Here is a 17,096-nt window from a genome sequence, read left to right on the forward strand (position 1 = left end):
GTGGCCAGGTGATCCCGGGCGGCGGAAGCGGCGTCCCCGGCGGACAGGGCGGGTGAGTGGGGTGACCACGACACGCGGTGACGGAGCCGCCGTCCTCGACGTGGACGGCGTCGGCAAGTCCTACCAAACCGGGACGCTGAACGTGGACGCACTGCGCGGCATCGACCTGACCATCGGGCAGGGCGAGTACGTCGCGATCATGGGCCCGTCCGGGTCCGGGAAGTCGACGCTCATGCACATCCTCGGCTGTCTCGACACCCCGACCGCTGGCACCTACCGGCTGGTCGGCGTCGATGTCGGCGACCTGTCCGAGGTGGAGCTGGCCGAGGTCCGCAACAGCCTCATCGGGTTCGTGTTCCAGCAGTTCAACCTGCTGGCGCATCTCACGGCCCTGCGCAATGTCGAGCTGCCGCTGGCCTACGCGGGGACCTCCCGCGACGAACGCCGTCGCCGGGCCCTCGACGCGCTGGCCGGGGTCGGCCTGGCCGACCGGGTCGATCACCGGCCGCGTGAACTATCCGGCGGCCAGCAGCAGCGGGTCGCCATCGCCCGGGCGCTGGTCACCGACCCGGCGCTGATCCTCGCCGACGAACCGACCGGCAACCTCGACTCACGCTCGACCGGCGACGTGCTGGCGCTCTTCGACGAGCTGCACCGCGGCGGCCGGACCATCGTGCTGATCACGCACGAGGAGGACGTGGCCGCGCGGGCGGAGCGGGTCATCCGCATCCACGACGGCGAGCTGCGCACCGGCGTTCCCCTGGCGGTGGGCCGATGAGCTGGGCGGACACCCTGCGCACCGGATGGGACGCGGTGCGCACACACCGGCTGCGGTCGCTGCTGACCATCGTGGGCATCCTCATCGGGATCGCCTCGGTGATCCTGACCGTCGGTTTCGGGCAGGGTGCGCAGGCCGACGTCCGGGCACAGATCAACGCGCTGGGCAGCAACCTGCTCATCGTCTCGCCCGGCAGCACGACCGACTCCGCCGGCATCCGCGGCGGCATCGGCTCGGCCACCACCCTGACCATGGACGACGCCGACGCGCTCGGGTCCGCGGTGGTGGCGCCCGACGTGGCCGCCGTCGCGCCGGTGACCAGCAGCAGCCAGTCGCTGACCGCCGGCGCCACGAACTGGACCACGAGTGTCAACGGCACCACACCGGACTGGCTTGGCGTGCGCAACCGCGACGTCGCATCGGGCCGGTTCATCACCGAGGCCGACCTGGAGACCGAGGCCGCGGTCATGGTCCTCGGGCCGGACACCGCGGCGGAGCTGTTCGGCCCGATCGACCCGGTCGGCGAGACCGTGACGATCGGCGGCACGGCGTTCACCGTCGTCGGCGTGCTGGACTCGGTGGGCTCGTCGTCGTCCTCCACCGACGAGGACGACCAGGCCATTGTGCCGGCGACGACGGCGTCGACCCGGCTGGCCGCGGGGTCCGCCGCGGTGTCGACGATCTACGTCGAGGCGAACACCGCTGACACGTTGTCGGCGGCGTACCAGGAGGTCGACGCGGCGCTGATGACCGCGCACGGGCTCACCGCCACCGACGAGCCCGACTTCACCATCTCCACGCAGGAGTCGCTGCTGGAGACGGCCACCGAGACCGACCGGACGCTGACCATCCTGCTCGCCGGTATCGCCGGGATCTCGCTGCTCGTCGGCGGCATCGGAGTCATGAACATCATGCTCGTCTCGGTCACCGAGCGCATCCGCGAGATCGGGCTGCGCAAGGCGCTCGGCGCCACACCCGCGGTGATCCGGCGGCAGTTCCTGTTGGAGGCGTCGGTGCTCGGGCTGACCGGTGGCGTGCTGGGCGCCGGCCTCGGCGTCGTGGGTGCCCAGCTGCTGCCGCGGATCGTCGACCAGCCGGTCGAGGTCTCCGCGGCCGCGATGACCGGGTCTATCGCGATGGCACTGGCCGTCGGGGTCGGCTTCGGCGTCTATCCGGCCAGCCGGGCCGCCCGGCTCGCACCCATCGACGCCCTGCGCAGCGAATGACCGTTGTCCGAACCGATCCAGGAGTTGTTGACATGTTGCGAAGGTTCTCTTTCCTGCTGGTCCCGCTCGTGATCGCCGCCGGCTGCGGTGCGGCCGAGGACGGAGACACGACGGCCGACGACGACGCGGCGACCGCGTCCGCGGACGGCGACGCCATCGTGGACGAGCCGGACGAGCCGGCCGCGCCGGGGGCCGCCGGGCTCGTTGCCGCCGTGGACGGCACGACGCTGCAGGTCCAGAGCGACTCCGGACAGGTGGCGGTCACCTACACCGACGCCACGGAGATCACCGCGACCACCGAGGGCACCGCGGCCGACCTGGCGGTGGGCTCCTGCGTCGTCGTGGAGACCGAGGAACCGGCGGGAGAGGAGACGGCGACGGAGGTCGCCGCGGTCGCTGTCTCGGTGACGCTGGCCGGCGACGACGGCGGCTGCTCGGACGGTGGCGCGGGCAACGGCGGGCCCGGCCCGGTCGGACGGCCGACGGACCGGCCGTCCGGGCCGCCGACCGACCGGCCGGAGGACGCGCCGCCGCGGTCCCCTGACGACATAGCCGGCCGGACCATCGGCGTCGTCACCGCCGTCGACGGCGACACGTTCACCGTCGAGGCCACCACGCCCGTGCGGCCGTTCGAGGACGAGGACGGTGCCGCCACCGCCGAGCCGACCACGACCGAGGTCGCGGTGACGACATCGGAGAGCACCGCCTGGAGCGTCGAGGTGGTCTCCGGGCCGGACGCCCTTGTGGTGGGCAGCTGTGCCAGCGCGCTCGGCTCCGCCGACGACACCGGCGCGATCACCGCGACCACCATCGCCATCCACCCGGCGGCCGACGGCGCTTGCCCGTGGCGGACCCGAGGTGGCGAAGGTGCCTGAGACCTTCACGGTCCGACGCCGGCAGCGGCGCGGCCGGCGGTGGAAGCTCGTCGTGGCCGGTGCCTCGACGGTGGTCGTCGCCGGTGGTGCCGCGAGCGTGTGGGCGGTGGCAGACGTCGGTGCACGGCCGGCGTACCGGACCGTCCCCGCCGAGCTGGGCTCGGTCGCGGAGACCCTGGATCACAGTGCGACGGTGTCAGTGACTGACTTCGCGACGGTCGGCTTCGCGCGCTCGGGGACGGTGGCGACGGTGGACGTCGCCGTCGGCGACACCGTGACGGTCGGGCAGCCCTTGGCCTCGCTGGACACCGCCGCCCTGGAAGCCGACCTCGCCGACGCCACCGCGCAGCTGGCCCAGGCCGAGGCGGCTCTGGAGGCGACCGAGACCGGCCAGGAGGAGGCGGTGGCAGCGGCCGCGGAGACGACCTCGCCGGAAAGGTCGTCCGAGACGTCCTCGGCGGACACGGCGCCGTTGGACACAGAGACGGCGCCGTCGGATGGCGGGTCCGCGCCGCCGGCCTCGTCGGTGTCGCAGGACGAGCTGCGGGCGCTGCAGCAGGCGGTCAAGGCCGCTCAGATCGCCGCTGAGCGCAGCCTCGCCCAGGCGAGCGCGGCGCTGGCGGCGCAGGACGAGGCGTGTTCGGCCTCGATGGCGGAGAGCGCCGCGGACGCGACGGCCGCCTCGACCGTCGCGGACATCGAGACCGCGAGCCCGTCGCCGTCTCCGTCTCCGTCGGAGCCGCCGGACCCGAGCCCGTCGCCGTCGCCGTCTCCGTCGGAACCGCCGGACCCGAGCCCGTCGCCGTCGCCGTCTCCGTCGGAACCGCCGGACCCGAGCCCGTCGCCGTCGCCGTCTCCGTCGGAACCGCCGAGCCCGTCGCCGTCGCCGTCTCCGTCGGAGCCGGAACCACCGACGCCTGACCTAGGGCCGTGCGTGGCGGCGCTGCAGAAGGCGCAGACGGCGCAGCAGCAGGCGGCAGCCGACCAGGACGCGCTGCAGTCGGCCATCACGGCGCTGGCGGACCTGCTCGCCACGGCCTCGGCACCGTCCGGCGATACCGACGCCAGCACGGACAATGGCACGGACAATGGCACGGACAATGGCACGGACAATGGCACGGACAATGGCACGGACAATGGCACGGACACCGGCACGGACACCGGCACGGACACCGACACCGGCAGCACGCCGGAGCCGGAGTCGTCGGAGTCCGCCTCGTCCGGGCCGGGCGGAACCGCGTTGTCCGAGGCAGCCCAGCTCGCCCGCGACCAGGCAGCCGTGACCGAGGCGGAGCTGGCCGTGCTCGAGGCACAGCAGGCATTGGACGCGGCCACCCTCGTCGCGCCGATCGCGGGCACGGTCGCTGAGGTCGGGCTGAGCGCGGGAGCCGCCGCGGACGGCGCGGCGACCATCACCGTGACCGGCGCGGGGTCGGTCACCGTGACGGCCTCGCTGTCGGAGAGTGACCTGCGGCGGCTCGAGGTCGGCACCGCCGTCGAGGTGCGGACCGCCGGCTCCACCGCGGCGGTCGACGGGCAGGTCGTCTCGATCGGGCTGATCCCCGACACGTCCTCGGGCAGCGCGCTCTACACCGTCGTCGTCGGCGTCGAGGAACCGCCGGAGAACGCGGCGACCGGGGCGGAGGCGGACGTGTCGTTCCTGCTCGGCGAGGTGGAGGAGGTCCTCACGGTGCCCAACTCGGCGGTGACGCTGACCGACGACGAGGGCGGCGCCTCGGTGCAGGTGCTGGTCGACGGGGACGTGCGCACCGTGGAGGTCGGCGTCGGCGTGGTCGGTTCGGAGCGCACCGAGATCGTCGACGGTCTGGAGACCGGTGACCAGGTGGTGCTCGCTGAGCTCGACGCCGACCTGCCCACGTCGGACAACTCCGACCCGGCAGGCTCGTTCGGCGACCCGGGTGGCGGGATGCGACCGCCCGGCGGCGTGATGCGGCCGCGCTGACCGACCGAACCCGCGGGTGGGGCGGGCGGCTCAGCTCTTGCTGACTGCTCGCTCGCCCTCGCCCGGCTTCCAGATGGTGACGGTGAGTTGCCCGTCGGCGAACTCCACCGAGGAGGCGCCGACGAGGTCGCCGACGTAGAACGGGTCGAAGGGCTGGCCGCGCAGGTCCATGCCGGTCTCGGCGAACAGGTGCTCGGCGAACCGGTCGTGCAGCCCTGTGTCTTGCTCGTTCACCGCCTCGCCCCACACCTTCGCGTCGCCGTCGCCCACGTAGGGGTCGACGGTGGCGGTGTGCAGCGAGAACCGCGGGTCGCGGCCGAGGTCCTTGAACTTGAGCGTGCCCGGCATGCCGACGATCACCAGCCGGCCCTCGAAGATGCGCGGCTCGACGGGGCTGATCCGGGGGAAACCGTCGGAGCGCAGGGTGGCCAGCATGCACAGGCTGCCCGTGGCTCGATGGCGGCGCACGAACGTCTCCGCGACGTGTGGTGCCTCTGCGACGAACTGCGACCAGGCGACCATGGGCCCGGATGGTACCGCGATCCGGGGGCGGTGGCTCAGCTCCCGGTGGCCGTCTTGATGACGTCGTCGAGGACCTCCCGCGAGAGTTGGAGGTCGTCGATCGCCCGGTCCAGCTGTTCCGCCGCGGCCTGGCCTACTTCCACCTCACCGACGACGACGCCTACCCGGCGCTGGCCGACTTGCGGCCCCGCTGGTCAACCCGGACCTGTCGCATCGGCTGCGGTCGGGCCTGGACTGATCGGCTACACCGACTACCCGCCCGCGGACGGTCAGACCGCCGGGTCCGTCGTCGGTCAGTCGCCGTCGCCGAGCAGAGCGTCGACGACCCTGCGTGCCTCGGCCTTCACACGGGCCACGTGCGAGTCGTAGGTGATGAGCGCCTTCCACAGCGCCCAGCCGCGAGCCCGTGCCCACATGGCGTCGTCGGCCGCGCTGCCGAGCGTGGAGCGGAACGCCGCGCGCGCCGGGGCGTCCAGGAACGTCCACGCCAGCACATGGTCGCAAGCGGGGTCGCCGACCCCGCAACCGCCGAAGTCGATGACGGCGCTGAGCTCCCCGTCGCGGACCAGCAGGTTGCCGGGCGCGACGTCGCCGTGGAACCACACCGGAGAGCCGGTCCACGCCGCGGCCAGCGAGTCCTCCCAGACCGCCCGGGCGCGGGCGGTGTCGATGCGGCCGTCGAGGTCGCGCAGCTTCTGTTCGGTCTCCTCGCCGTAGGCCGCGGCGACGGCCGCACCACGATGGAAGTTGTGGCTGCCCGGCGCTGGCCCGCCGTCGGTGTCCAGCTGTCGCAGCGCCAGCAGGAAGCCGGCGACGTCCTCGGCCATCCGCACCAGGCTGTCGATGCGCGCGACGTGCGAGGGCTCGCCGTCCAGCCACCGGTTCACCGACCACGTCCACGGGTAGCCGCATCCGGGCTGCCCGACGGCCACCGGCGCCGGGATCGGCAGCGGCAGCCCGCGGGCGAGGCGCGGCAGCCAGTGCTGCTCCTTGGCGACCTGCTCTCGGTAATGCTCCGCGCTGGGCAGCCGCACCGACAGCGCGTCGCCGAGCCGGAACGTCCGGTTGTCGATCCCCTGGTGCGTGACCGGCCGGACGGGGAGGTGCGCCCACTCGGGGAACTGCTCGGCGACGAGGCACCGCACGAGACCGACGTCGATGGTGGGTACCTGCGCGGTGGTCATCGAGGGTCACTGTAGGGATCGCCGGCGCGGGCGCCAACGCAATATCGGAGGGTCGGGTCGTGCGCGGCCCGGATTCAGGTGCGGAGCGTTGTTCGCCGGCCGGCGACACCGTTGCGGCGGCATCGGGTTCGCCGATCGGCTCGAGCCGCGCAACCTCGCTGGTCGGTCGGAGGGCGACGCCCTTTTGGGTGACTGGAGTCGACGGAGCGGGATCGCTGTGGTGGTGGCGACAGCAGCCCCACAGTCCGGCACGGCAACGTCCCGAGCTCGACCGGGTGGTGCGTATGTGCGACCAGTGCGAAGGAGGGCGGGCGGCACCGCTTCTCGGCGCCGGCCGGCCCGCGCCGCGGTGCGAGGCCGCGCCGTCGCACCACCGGTCAGTCGCGGCCCTGGGTGGTGGCGACGTCGGCCTCGTTGCCCTCGGCGTCGGCAAGGGTCCACCACGTCGGGGCGCGGTCCCTGACCAGCCGCCCGCCGGCGGCGAGGGCGGCGGCGACGCGCGCCTCCGCCTGGTCGTACGGGACCCAGACATCGACGTGGATGCGGTTGCGCTGCGGACGCGGTGCGTCCATGTCCTGGAACCAGATGCCCGGTCCGTGCCAGCGCGGGTCGATCAGGTCTTCGTCGGGGTTGTCGGGGCGGCGTTCGTAGTCGAGCACGGCCGCCCAGAACGGCATCACGTCGGCGCTGACGAGGGCGTCGATGGTGAGCAGGACCGTCTGGATCCGGGTCGGGTCGGCGGTGAGGCCGCGGTCGCTGGCCAGCGCCGAGATCCGGCGGGCCAGGTCGAGGTCGCGCTCGGTCATCCCGGCGTAGTCGTCGGTGGCGGTGAGCAGGCGGACCGTGACGCCGTCGTGCCGCAGGTCGATGTCGGGCTGGTGCGGGCCGACACCGTCGAGCTCACCGATCGCCTGGACGAATGCGGTCCCGTCAGCGAACGAGGCGGTGCGGAAGAAGGCGTTGGCGCCGTCGCCGACCACCCGCCAGTCGCGGGTGCCCTCGGCGGCGTGGAACGCGCGCATGGTGATGGGTTCGGACATGGTCACTCCCCGGTGCTGCCGTCGACCGCCTCGCGGATGAGGTCGGCGTGGCCGTTGTGTCGTGCGTACTCCTCGATCATGTGGCAGAGGACCCAGCGCAGGCTCGGTGCACTGCCGTCGGGCCAGGGGCGGCTCGCGGGCCGGTCCAAGCCGCCGTCGGCGAAGGCCTCGGCGAAGCTCGCGCGGGACCGCTCCACCGCCGTCTCCCACAGCGCGAAGAGCTGGTCGGGGGTGTCCGCGGCGGCGGAGTCCCAGTCCCAGTCCCGGTCCGCGGCCCAGTCGATGGCGTCCCACGGCGCCGGCCGGTCCCGGTCGTGCAGCCAGCGCTGGAACCAGTCGTCCTCGACATATGCGAGGTGCTTGAGCAGGCCGCCCAGAGTCATCGTCGACGCGCCGATGGTGACCCGCAGCCCGGCGGGGTCCACGTCGCGGCACTTCCAGGCCAGGGTGGCGCGCTGGTAGTCGAGGAAACCGAGCAGGGTCTCGACCTCGCCGGCGTTCAGCGGCGGCTCGGGCCTGCCGTGCTGGTCGACGACCGTCATGCCGCGGACTTGTCCGCGGCCGCCACGATGGCCTGGCCCAGGAGGTCGGGGCGGCTGAACTGCGGCCAGTGTCCGGTGTGCAGGTCCATGTACTCCACGTCGCGGAACTTCGTGAACTCCTGGACCGACGGCTCGCCCGCCTCGATCCATGCTTGGAGCTGGGCGCCGGTGAACTCCGGGCAGACGACGGTGAGCGGAACGTCGTAGCGCCGTTCGTCGGTGAGCCGCAGCGGGTCGGTGACCGCTCGTTCCGGCGACGGGACTGACCGCTCCCGGAACGCCGCGCGCATCGCGTCGTCGAGGTCGGCGATGTCCTCCTCGCCCAGGTTCTCCCAGGGCGGCAGCGGGATCTCGCCGTTCTCCGCGTGGAACCCGGTACCGAGGGGCTCGCCGTCGGCCGCCGGGAACCCGCCGACGTAGACAGCGCGCGCGACCCGCTGGGTGCGCGCGTCCGTGGCGGCGCAGGCGATGCCGGCACCCATCGAGTGCCCGACCACGACGACCTTGCCCTCGGCCGGTGGCACCGCGTCGATGGCCGCCGTGACCGCGTCGACGTGATCGCGCACGGTGATGCCGGACCGGTCGGTGTCCTCGGACTCCAGCCCGGGCAGGGTCAGCGGATGCGCGCGATGGCCCGCCTGCTCCAAAGCCGGAATAATCGGGTCCCAGGACGAACCGTCCAGCCAGAGGCCGGGAATCAGGATGACGTGCATGATCGGGTCTCCTACTGCGTCGCAGTTATAATCCAGATTGACGGATTGATCCAACATAGTGGAACGGACCAAAAATGTCGATCGATGGGGTGATGCCGGATTACGAGCTCGAGGATCAGGCCGTGGTGACGGCGCCGACGCAGCTGCGCGCGATGTCGGATCCCCTCCGTTCGGCCATCCTCGACCTGGTCCTCGAACGTGCCGCGACGGTGAGCGAGCTGGCCACCGCGGTCGGCCGCCCCAAGAGCACCGTCGCGCACCACGTCAACGTCCTGGTCGACGCCGGCATGCTTCGAGTGGTCCGGACCCGGCGGGTGCGCGCGATCGACGAGCGCTACTACGGCCGCACCGCGCGCCTGTTCCGGATCGGCAAGATCGATCATCCGGTGATCTGGGAGAACGACCTATCCGTCGCCGCGGCCGAGGCCAAGTCGGCCTACGAGGCGGACGTGATGATGAGCATCCTCCGGCACGCCCGCATCCCCCGGGAACGGGCGATGGAGTTCTGGGAGCACGTCCTGGCGCTGGTCCACGAGTTCAGCCGGATTCCTCGTTCCGGCGACGCCGTGTTCGGCTTCGTGGCCGGCCTGTATCCGACCGACCACCCGTCCCTGCCCGACCCGGAACCGGAGCCCTGAGAATCGAGGTCGCAGCCGCGTTCCGCCAGCCGGCGGGCCCGGCTCCTTCTCCGCGCGGTCAACGGACTCTCCTCGCCTCGGGAACGTCATGGAGCTCAGAACGTCACTCGGCCAGGAACTCCGGCAGACGGCGGCGGCGTCCTGGTCCCGGTTCTCGGCAGCCTGCCGCCGGGCGTAGAACGTCACCATTGCGAATAGTGGTGATTCCTGCCGAACGCGAAGGTCCGGGCGCGGCGAGTCGAGGTCAGTCGGGCTGCTTGGTCGCGGCCATCGTCTCCCGCTCGAAGGTCAGCAGGGCGTTGATGACGAGAGCTCGCTCCGCCGGCTTCAGCGGCTCGAACGCCGTGCGCCAGGCGCCGGCACCCGCGGACAGCCAGCTCTCGATGGCCTCGCGGTGCTCGTCGGCGATGGTGACGATGGTGCGTCGACGGTCCTGCTCGTCCTCGTGCCGCTGGAGGATCCCCTGGCGGCTGAGGTCGCCGACCATGAGGCTCACCGTCGTCGATGCGACGTCCAGTCCGTCGGCCAGGTCCTTGACCGCCGACGGGCCGTCGTAGAGCAGCAGGGCGAGCAGTGACAGGTGGCGCGGAGTGAGCGCGAAGTCGCGCAGCTGCTCGGGAACCGGCATGCGCTTGGAACGGGCGACCAGCCGGGGCATCAGCAAGATCATCTCGCGAACACCTTCGTCGACGGTCGGCTCGTCCTTCGGCATGCAACCCTTCCCGGTTGGCGTTGCCGATCACCCTACTTCGACGGCGACGTCACCACTCCCCCCGCACGCGGCGGCTCCCCGTTGAGGCCCACCGCCCCGATCCGTGGCCGCGGGGACCCGAAATGATCACGTTCAGCACGAGATCTCGTGTCGCACCATGCTCGCAAGCCTCGTGATGCACGCGAAGTCCTCCTGATGGCCGCCGAGCGCCCGCGCCAGCGGACCGGATTGCGCAGCCACGAGGGCGGCTGGCTGTCGGTGGTTCCGACGGCCCACCGGACGGTCCCGCTGCCCCGGGGACGCCTTCATCAACATCGAGTCCGTCATCGCGGGTCCTCGTGTGATGGTGGGTGGTGGGGCTGTGTGGCGCCACCAAACTTCCCACCATCGCCGTGAACCTGGGAACGGTGAGCGTGCGGCCCCTGCGGCTGCGGCGGCTAAGATGGAGATCCGATTCACCAGAGAATGGATATGCATGACACGCTCGCCGGTCGCATCCGAACGCCGCCTGGGCTCCACCGGCATCCCGGTCACTGATCTCACGATCGGCACGTCGTCGCTCGGCCGTGACACCGCGGCGGGTTCCCCGGCTGAGGAGGCGGCGGTCGCGACGGCACGAGCCATGCTCACCGGGCCGTTCGCGCTGCTGGACACGTCGAACACGTATGGCGGCGGGCGGTCGGAGGCCGTGCTCGGGCTGGCGCGGCGCACTCTCGGGAACGCCTCGGCCGGGGTCGTCACCAAGGTCGACCGCGATCCGGAGACCGGCGCCTTCGGGCGCGAGCGAGTGCTCCGTTCGTTCGAGGAGAGCATCGAGCGCCTGGGTGTGGAGCGGGTGCCGGTGCTCCACCTGCACGACCCCTACTCGGTCTCGTTCGCCGAGGCGACCGGTCCGGGAGGCGCGGTCGAGGCGCTGGTCGAGCTGCGCGACGCCGGCACCGTCGACGCCATCGGCATCGCGGCCGGCCCCATCCCGCTGATGACCGCGTATGTCGACACCGGCGCGTTCGACGTGGTGCTCAGCCACAACCGTTTCACGCTCGTCGACCGCAGTGCGCAGTCGCTGTTCGAGAACGCGCGCACGCGCGGCATGGGTGTGTTCAACGCCGCTCCGTTCGGCGCCGGCATCCTGGCCACCGGCGCCAGGACGGATGCGAGTTATGCGTACCGCCCGGCGCCGCCGGACTTGGTGGCCTGGGTCGAGCGGGCCGAACGGATCTGCGCGGACCACGGAACGTCACTCGTCGCGGTCGCGCTCTGGTTCTCGATCCGGTCACCGCTGGTCGACTCGACGGTGGTGGGCGCGTCCTCCGCGAGCCGGCTGGCAGAGCTGGACGCGCTGCGCTCGACGCCCCCGCCGGACGCGGTGTGGGAGGAGCTGGACGAGCTGGGTCCCGCTCCGACGCCCATCAGCGACCCTCCGCTGGAGGGACAGCGATGACCGGGTACTGGGAGAGCACCGAACCCGGCGCCGGCCGCCGGGCGCCCCGTGCCGACGCGGTGAGCGACGCGGCCGTCCTGAGCCTGAACGGGGTGTGGCGCTTCCGGCTGTCACCGACGGCGGACGGCACCGGTGCCGCGTTCGTGGCGGACGACTTCGACGACTCGGCCTGGGACACGATGCGGGTGCCGTCGCACTGGGTCCTCGAGGAGTTCACCCCGCTGTCGGGCGGACCGGCGCGCTCCATGCGCGGCACCGAGGAAGGCCCGCTGTACACCAACACCGCCTATCCCATCCCGCTCGATCCGCCGCGAGTCCCGGCCGAGAACCCGACCGGGGACTACCGCCTCGTCTTCGGCGTCCCGGCGGGCTTCGGCCCGGCCGTGCTGCGGTTCCAGGGAGTCGACTCCTGCGCCAAAGTGTGGCTCAACGGCCGCGAGCTGGGCTGGTCCACGGGCAGCCGCCTGCCGTTCGAGTTCGACGCGCCGGTGCGCCCCGGCCGCAACGTGCTCGCGGTGCGGGTCCACCGGTGGTCGGCAGGAACCTACCTCGAAGACCAGGACATGTGGTGGCTGCCGGGGATCTTCCGTGACGTCGAGCTGCTCGCCCGGCCGACGTCGGGAGCCATCGACGACCACTTCGTGCATGCCGGCTACGACCCCGCCACCGGGCTCGGTACGCTGCGGGTCGACTGCCCGGTGGACGCCGTGGTGGAGATCCCGGAGCTGGGCGTGCTGATGCCGGCGGGGCGGACCGCGAGCGTCGCCGTCGAGCCGTGGAGCGCGGATTCGCCCCGCCTCTACCGGGGCGTGCTGCGGTCCGACGGCGAGGCGGTCGACCTCGCGGTCGGGTTCCGGCGGGTGGAGATCGTCGACGGCGTCTTCACCGTCAACGGCCGCCCGGTGAAGTTCCGCGGCGTGAACCGGCACGAGCACCACCCCGACACTGGGCGCACCCTGGACCGGGCGACCATGATCCAGGACATCGTCATGATGAAGCGCGCGAACGTCGACGCCGTACGCACCAGCCACTATCCGCCGCACCCGGAGTTCCTGCGCCTGTGCGACGAGTACGGCCTGTGGGTCGTCGTGGAGTGCGACCTGGAGACGCACGGTTTCATCTACGCGGGGTGGGACGGCAACCCGCCCGCCGACCCGGCATGGAGAGACGCCGTCATGGACCGGCTGCACCGCACGGTCGAGCGCGACAAGAACCACCCGAGCGTCGTCATCTGGTCGCTGGCGAACGAGAGCTGGACGGGTGAGACGTTCGGCGAGATGGAGCGCTGGCTGCGCGAGCGCGACCCGTCCCGCCCGGTCGTCTACGAGCGTGACCCGAGCTACCGCAACTCCGACTTCTACTCCCTCATGTACCCCTCGCTCGACCTGCTGGAGCAGATCGGACGGCACGAGGAGCCCACGCCCGCGGGCATCAGTGCCGACGAGGACGCCCGCCGGCGCGCCCTCCCGTTCCTGCTGATCGAGTACGCCCACGCCATGGGCAACGGACCCGGCTCGCTGAGCGACTACTGGCGGATCCTGTCCACGCACGACCGCATCTGCGGTGGCTTCGTGTGGGAGTGGATCGACCACGGCTACAACGCGGTCGCCGACGACGGCACGCCGTTCGTCATGCACGGCGAGGACGTCGACTACGAACCCAGCGGCCGGCGGTTCTGCCTGGACGGGCTCGTCTTCAGCGACCGCACGCCGACCCCCGGCCTGGTCGAGCTCGCCAAGGCCTACGAGCCGGTCTCGATCACGGTCGGCAGCGCCGTCACGATCGCCAACGCCAGGCACAGCGCCTCCACCGACGACCTCGTCTTCCGCTGGACCCTGGAGGACGACGAGACGCCGCGCGCGTCGAGCGCCCTGGCCGTGCCGCCGCTGGGGCCGGGCGAGACCGTGGAGCTGCCGCTGCCAGCAGGCGCGACCGGCCACGCTGGTCGCGGAGACCTGGTGCTGACGGTCGAGGCGGCGCTCGCCGACGACACCGTGTGGGCCGATGCCGGGCATGTCGTCGCGTGGGGGCAGACCTTGCTGACGTCGACGCCCGCGCGGGCGCCCCGGCCGGCGCCGCCCGGCCGCGCCGTGACCGTCGACGACGGCGAGGTCGCCGTGGGCGAGGCCGTGTTCGACGCGGTCAGCGGGCGCCTGCGCCGGCTCGGCGCGCTCGAGCTGGACGGACCGTGGCTGGACCTCCACCGCGCGCCGACGGAGAACGACCACGGTCAGGGCGCGATCAACGACATCGCCTCGGTGTGGCGCAAGACAGCGCTACACCGGATGCTCCATCGCACCGATGCCGTCAGCGCGGGCGACGGGTGGCTGCGGGTCGCCGGCCGCACCGCGCCGCGCACGCACCCGCACGGTGTCGCGTGGACGATGTTGTGGACCGAGGACGACGACGGCGTCGCGCTGGAGGCGACCGCGGACTTCGTCGGGCCCTGGGCGGACACGCCGTACCTGCACCGCGACGTCTGGGTGCCGCGGCTGGGACTACTGTTCGCGCTGCCCGGTGGCGTAGAGCGGGCCGAGTGGTTCGGACGCGGTCCGGGGGAGACCTACGTCGACTCCTTCGAGGGCTCGCGCATCGGGCGCTACGCCCGGACGGTCGACGACCTGCAGGTGCCGTACCCGGTCCCGCAGGAGAACGGCAACCACGTGCAGACCCGCTGGCTCCAGCTCACCGGCCCGGACCTCCCCTGCCTGCGCGTCGTCGGCGAGCCGCACTTCGACTTCACGGCCCGACGCTGGACCTCCGTCGCGCTCCAGGAGGCACGAAAGCCGCATGATCTTGTCGACTCGGGCCGGGTGTGGCTCAACCTCGACCATGCGCAGCAGGGCGTCGGCTCGGCATCCGTCGGGCCGGCGCTGCCGGAGCGCTACCGCATCCCCCGGGAGCGCACCGTGTGGCGGGTCCGGCTGGGGGCCGTCTGAGGCGGCTCAGCCGCCCAGGGCCAGTACCTCTTGGAAGAGGCGGTCGCCGCCGACCTGCCCGCCCTTGAGCAGCAGCTCGAGGCCGTCGATGGCGGGTTCGGCGGCGTGCGCGCGCAGCAGGACGACGTTGTGCCACGGGTTCGCGGCGATCGAGAGCGACTCGACACCCAGCAGGCGCGTGACCCGGCCGGAGGTGTCGCCGCCGCAGACGATGACGCGGCGGGTCAGCCCGGCGCGCACGGCGGTGTCGACGACGGTCGCCGCGGCCTGGGCGATCAGGTCGAGGACGGGCCGCCCGGCCGCCGCGGAAGCATCGGCGTCGTCCGACGTCAGGGCGACGCTACGGCCGCCGCGAAGCGCGTGCACCGTCTGCTCCAGAACCTGGTCGGGCCCGGCCGGCGCGATCGGCAGCGGGCGCACCAGCCAGCCTTCGGCCGCCGCCGCGTCGGCTTGCCGTCGCGTCCGCGGGGAGAGGCTTCCGGAGACGACGAGGACCGGTCCCTCGGCGGGTGCGGAGGCGGGCGGCCGCGGGGAGCCCATCGGGTCGGCCGCGGCGATGGCGTGGCTCAGCCCACCCGAGCCGATCGCGAACACCGGAGGCGGGATGCGGAGCACGGCCCGGCCGACGGCGACGAGGTGCTCGTCGTCCACCGCGTCCAGAACGAGCGCCGCCGCGTCGCTGGTGCCGATGCGCTCGGCGAGCTGCTCGTCGTACGCGGTGAACGGCAGCGAGCCGACCGGGAGCTCCGTCTGCCGCCCCACGTGCAGGGCGAGATCGGACTCCGTCATCGGGGTGGACGGGTGCGCCGACATGGTCGGCTGCCGGTCCAGCCGGTAGACGACGCCGTCCTCGGCGGCGAAGTGGTGACCGAAGATCGTGTAGCGCCCGAAGTCGGGTTGGGCGAACAGCATCGGCACCGGCCGGTCGGCGACGATCGCGCGGCCGAGCTCGACGACGCGGCCGAGGCTGCCGACCGCGGGTGAGGAGTCCGCGGTCGAGCATGCCTTGTACTGCACGACCTGCGGATCGAGCGCGGCGAACGCCTCGAACATCCTGGTCAGCTCGGTGGCCATGGCCGCCGTCGGCAGCGAGCGGGCGATGCCGGCGACGCCGACGACGTCCACCTCCGCGGCGGCGCGACGCAGCGCCTCCTGAGCCGGCAGCCGCGTGAACAGCCGGCCGGTCCATCCGCGCCGCGCGAACTGCAGCAACGCGTCGACGCTGCCGGTGAAGTCGTCGCCGTAGAACGCGGCGCGAGCTCTAGGCACGGACCGGGCCGAACAACTCGGCGGCGCGGCGCAGCGGCTGCGAACGCGCGAACGCCGTGTCCGCGGTCTCGCCGAGCGCCGCGGACTCCCAGGCCTCACGCATGCTGGCCACGCCCGCCGCCGCTCCGTCCGGGTGGCCGTGAATGCCGCCACCGGCCAGGACGAGCAGGTCGGTGGTGCGCACGGCGGCATAGGTCGCGTGTGCCAGGCCGCCCCACTGGCCGGAGGACAGCACCGGGACGGTCGAGGTGAGCCCGAGGAGCGGCTCGCGGACCGCGGCGATGGAGTCGAGCACCTGCGCGTCGGACTCGTAGAACTTGTTGCTGATCCCGTTGGTGTGCAGGTGGTCGGCGCCCGCGAGGCGAGCGAGTTTCTGCCACGCCCGGAACCCTATCCCGACCTGGTCAGACCGACTGATCGCCCCGATCATCGCCCGGTGACCGTGGATCGGGACGGCGGCGTGGCGGCGGATGAACTCGAGCCCGGCCAGGCCGACGAGGTTGACGCACACCATGACGCAGGTGCCGCCCGCGGCCATCACGAGATCGTGGTTCGCCGCGAGCCGCCCGATGTCGTCGGTGATGTTGAACGCGTACATCGGCTTCCGGCCGGTGCGGTCGGCGTGGCGCTCCAGCACCGGCATGACCGCCCGGACCCGCTCGGCCAGCGGCGCTGCCGGCCCGTTGCCCTGCAGCTCGTCGTCCTTGATGAAGTCGACGCCCGCCTCGGCGAGCTCCCCGACGAGCTCGGCGAGCTCGGCCGGGGAAAGGCCGATGCTCGGTTTGATGATCGTCCCGATCATGGCGCCCTCGGAGCGGCTCATGAGCCGCCGGGTGCCGTCGACGCCGAAGGCAGGACCGGGGTAACGGTCCGCGAACGGCAGTGGCAGCTCGAGGTCGACGAGCTTGACGGCGGCGAACTCCTTCAGCTCGAAGAGGTTGCCGGCGACCGCCGCCAGCAGGTTCGGCATCGACGGGCCGAAGTTGTCCAGCGGGAAGCGCAGGCTCAGCCGGGCGCGGCGGCGTTCGTCCGGGTCACCGATCGAACCGGGAAGCGGTGAGCCGCCGGTGAGAGGCAGCTCTTCGATCGCGTGGACCTGCGCTGCGAAGCGCGCCCGGAGGTCGTCGGACTCGCGCTCGACCCGGACGAACGTGCCCGTGGACTGTTCGCCGGCAAGGACCTCGGCGGCGACGTCGAGGGGAAGGGACGTCTCTACGATGTACGTGGCGACGACCTGGCGACTGGTCACGTGGG

Annotated in this window: 15 protein-coding genes; 7 read left to right on the forward strand and 8 right to left on the reverse strand. The window is 72.4% G+C overall.

Translation table 11 applies throughout. The annotated features are described in order from the left end of the window. The first annotated feature begins 61 nt into the window (after positions 1-61). From E1269_RS17575 to E1269_RS17585, 4 genes are read left to right on the forward strand one after another with little or no spacing between them, the layout of a single operon-like run. Positions 62-778, forward strand: a complete 717-nt coding sequence (locus E1269_RS17575; RefSeq protein ID WP_203433819.1) for an ABC transporter ATP-binding protein — start codon at positions 62-64, stop codon at positions 776-778. After that, complete coding sequence (locus E1269_RS17580; RefSeq protein ID WP_131896855.1) at positions 775-2,004, forward strand: ABC transporter permease; 1,230 nt, start codon at positions 775-777, stop codon at positions 2,002-2,004. Before E1269_RS17575 ends, E1269_RS17580 begins: the two co-directional genes overlap by 4 nt. 32 nt (positions 2,005-2,036) lie before the next feature. Then, the gene (locus tag E1269_RS32330; RefSeq protein ID WP_162606472.1) at positions 2,037-2,879 is read left to right on the forward strand and encodes a DUF5666 domain-containing protein; all 843 of its coding nucleotides are present in this window, start codon (positions 2,037-2,039) and stop codon (positions 2,877-2,879) included. Then, positions 2,872-4,842: an efflux RND transporter periplasmic adaptor subunit gene (locus E1269_RS17585; RefSeq protein WP_162606473.1), complete on the forward strand. Its 1,971-nt coding sequence runs from the start codon at positions 2,872-2,874 to the stop codon at positions 4,840-4,842. The genes E1269_RS32330 and E1269_RS17585 overlap by 8 nt, the downstream gene beginning before the upstream one ends. Before the next feature lie 30 nt (positions 4,843-4,872). Here E1269_RS17585 and E1269_RS17590 read toward each other — a convergent pair whose 3' ends face one another. From E1269_RS17590 to E1269_RS17610, 5 genes are all read right to left on the reverse strand, one after another. Beyond that, positions 4,873-5,364: a pyridoxamine 5'-phosphate oxidase family protein gene (locus tag E1269_RS17590; protein ID WP_131896859.1), complete on the reverse strand. Its 492-nt coding sequence runs from the start codon at positions 5,362-5,364 to the stop codon at positions 4,873-4,875. A gap of 293 nt (positions 5,365-5,657) precedes the next feature. Continuing rightward, positions 5,658-6,548 carry an aminoglycoside phosphotransferase family protein gene (locus E1269_RS17595; RefSeq protein WP_131896861.1) on the reverse strand — a complete coding sequence of 297 codons (891 nt, stop codon included), beginning with the start codon at positions 6,546-6,548 and terminating at the stop codon, positions 5,658-5,660. 377 nt (positions 6,549-6,925) lie between these two features. Next, the gene (locus E1269_RS17600) at positions 6,926-7,588 is read right to left on the reverse strand and encodes a VOC family protein (RefSeq protein WP_131896863.1); all 663 of its coding nucleotides are present in this window, start codon (positions 7,586-7,588) and stop codon (positions 6,926-6,928) included. 2 nt (positions 7,589-7,590) lie between these two features. Next, positions 7,591-8,130, reverse strand: coding sequence for a DinB family protein (locus E1269_RS17605; RefSeq protein WP_131896865.1), 540 nt, complete (start codon positions 8,128-8,130; stop codon positions 7,591-7,593). Beyond that, on the reverse strand, positions 8,127-8,843 hold the full coding sequence (locus E1269_RS17610; RefSeq protein WP_131896867.1) for an alpha/beta fold hydrolase: 717 nt from the start codon (positions 8,841-8,843) through the stop codon (positions 8,127-8,129). The genes E1269_RS17605 and E1269_RS17610 overlap by 4 nt, the downstream gene beginning before the upstream one ends. Positions 8,844-8,917: 74 nt before the next feature. On the opposite strand from E1269_RS17610, the gene E1269_RS17615 reads away from it, so the two are divergent. Further along, positions 8,918-9,481 carry an ArsR/SmtB family transcription factor gene (locus E1269_RS17615; RefSeq protein ID WP_131896869.1) on the forward strand — a complete coding sequence of 188 codons (564 nt, stop codon included), beginning with the start codon at positions 8,918-8,920 and terminating at the stop codon, positions 9,479-9,481. A 244-nt stretch (positions 9,482-9,725) separates the two neighbouring features. On the opposite strand, the gene E1269_RS17620 is transcribed toward E1269_RS17615, so the two are convergent. After that, a complete protein-coding gene (locus E1269_RS17620; RefSeq protein ID WP_203433821.1) occupies positions 9,726-10,193 on the reverse strand; it encodes a MarR family winged helix-turn-helix transcriptional regulator in 468 nt (155 codons plus the stop codon). A 475-nt stretch (positions 10,194-10,668) separates the two neighbouring features. Here E1269_RS17620 and E1269_RS17625 point away from each other — a divergent pair, with 475 nt between their 5' ends. Continuing rightward, positions 10,669-11,634 (forward strand): aldo/keto reductase, encoded by a 966-nt coding sequence (locus E1269_RS17625; protein WP_131896871.1) that lies wholly within the window; start codon positions 10,669-10,671, stop codon positions 11,632-11,634. Beyond that, positions 11,631-14,573, forward strand: coding sequence for a glycoside hydrolase family 2 TIM barrel-domain containing protein (locus E1269_RS17630; RefSeq protein ID WP_131896873.1), 2,943 nt, complete (start codon positions 11,631-11,633; stop codon positions 14,571-14,573). Before E1269_RS17625 ends, E1269_RS17630 begins: the two co-directional genes overlap by 4 nt. A gap of 6 nt (positions 14,574-14,579) precedes the next feature. On the opposite strand, the gene E1269_RS17635 is transcribed toward E1269_RS17630, so the two are convergent. Together E1269_RS17635 and E1269_RS17640 are read right to left on the reverse strand one after the other, a co-directional pair. After that, positions 14,580-15,842: a four-carbon acid sugar kinase family protein gene (locus E1269_RS17635; RefSeq protein ID WP_131896875.1), complete on the reverse strand. Its 1,263-nt coding sequence runs from the start codon at positions 15,840-15,842 to the stop codon at positions 14,580-14,582. Beyond that, entirely contained in the window at positions 15,835-17,091 is a 1,257-nt protein-coding gene (locus E1269_RS17640) for a RuBisCO large subunit C-terminal-like domain-containing protein (protein ID WP_203433823.1), read from the reverse strand. Before E1269_RS17640 ends, E1269_RS17635 begins: the two co-directional genes overlap by 8 nt. Between the last annotated feature and the right edge of the window lie 5 nt (positions 17,092-17,096).

Source organism: Jiangella asiatica, assembly GCF_004349065.1.
GTDB classification, from domain to species: Bacteria; Actinomycetota; Actinomycetes; order Jiangellales; family Jiangellaceae; genus Jiangella; species Jiangella asiatica.

What these genes read in the sequence shown, in the direction of transcription:
- E1269_RS17580 (WP_131896855.1), top strand. Translation starts at nt 775, where the DNA reads ATGAGCTGGGCGGACACCCTGCGCACCGGATGGGACGCGGTGCGCACA.
- E1269_RS32330 (WP_162606472.1), top strand. Translation starts at nt 2,037, where the DNA reads ATGTTGCGAAGGTTCTCTTTCCTGCTGGTCCCGCTCGTGATCGCCGCC.
- E1269_RS17590 (WP_131896859.1), bottom strand. Translation starts at nt 5,364, where the DNA reads ATGGTCGCCTGGTCGCAGTTCGTCGCAGAGGCACCACACGTCGCGGAG.
- E1269_RS17595 (WP_131896861.1), bottom strand. Translation starts at nt 6,548, where the DNA reads ATGACCACCGCGCAGGTACCCACCATCGACGTCGGTCTCGTGCGGTGC.
- E1269_RS17600 (WP_131896863.1), bottom strand. Translation starts at nt 7,588, where the DNA reads ATGTCCGAACCCATCACCATGCGCGCGTTCCACGCCGCCGAGGGCACC.
- E1269_RS17605 (WP_131896865.1), bottom strand. Translation starts at nt 8,130, where the DNA reads ATGACGGTCGTCGACCAGCACGGCAGGCCCGAGCCGCCGCTGAACGCC.
- E1269_RS17610 (WP_131896867.1), bottom strand. Translation starts at nt 8,843, where the DNA reads ATGCACGTCATCCTGATTCCCGGCCTCTGGCTGGACGGTTCGTCCTGG.
- E1269_RS17615 (WP_131896869.1), top strand. Translation starts at nt 8,918, where the DNA reads ATGTCGATCGATGGGGTGATGCCGGATTACGAGCTCGAGGATCAGGCC.
- E1269_RS17620 (WP_203433821.1), bottom strand. Translation starts at nt 10,193, where the DNA reads ATGCCGAAGGACGAGCCGACCGTCGACGAAGGTGTTCGCGAGATGATC.
- E1269_RS17625 (WP_131896871.1), top strand. Translation starts at nt 10,669, where the DNA reads ATGACACGCTCGCCGGTCGCATCCGAACGCCGCCTGGGCTCCACCGGC.
- E1269_RS17630 (WP_131896873.1), top strand. Translation starts at nt 11,631, where the DNA reads ATGACCGGGTACTGGGAGAGCACCGAACCCGGCGCCGGCCGCCGGGCG.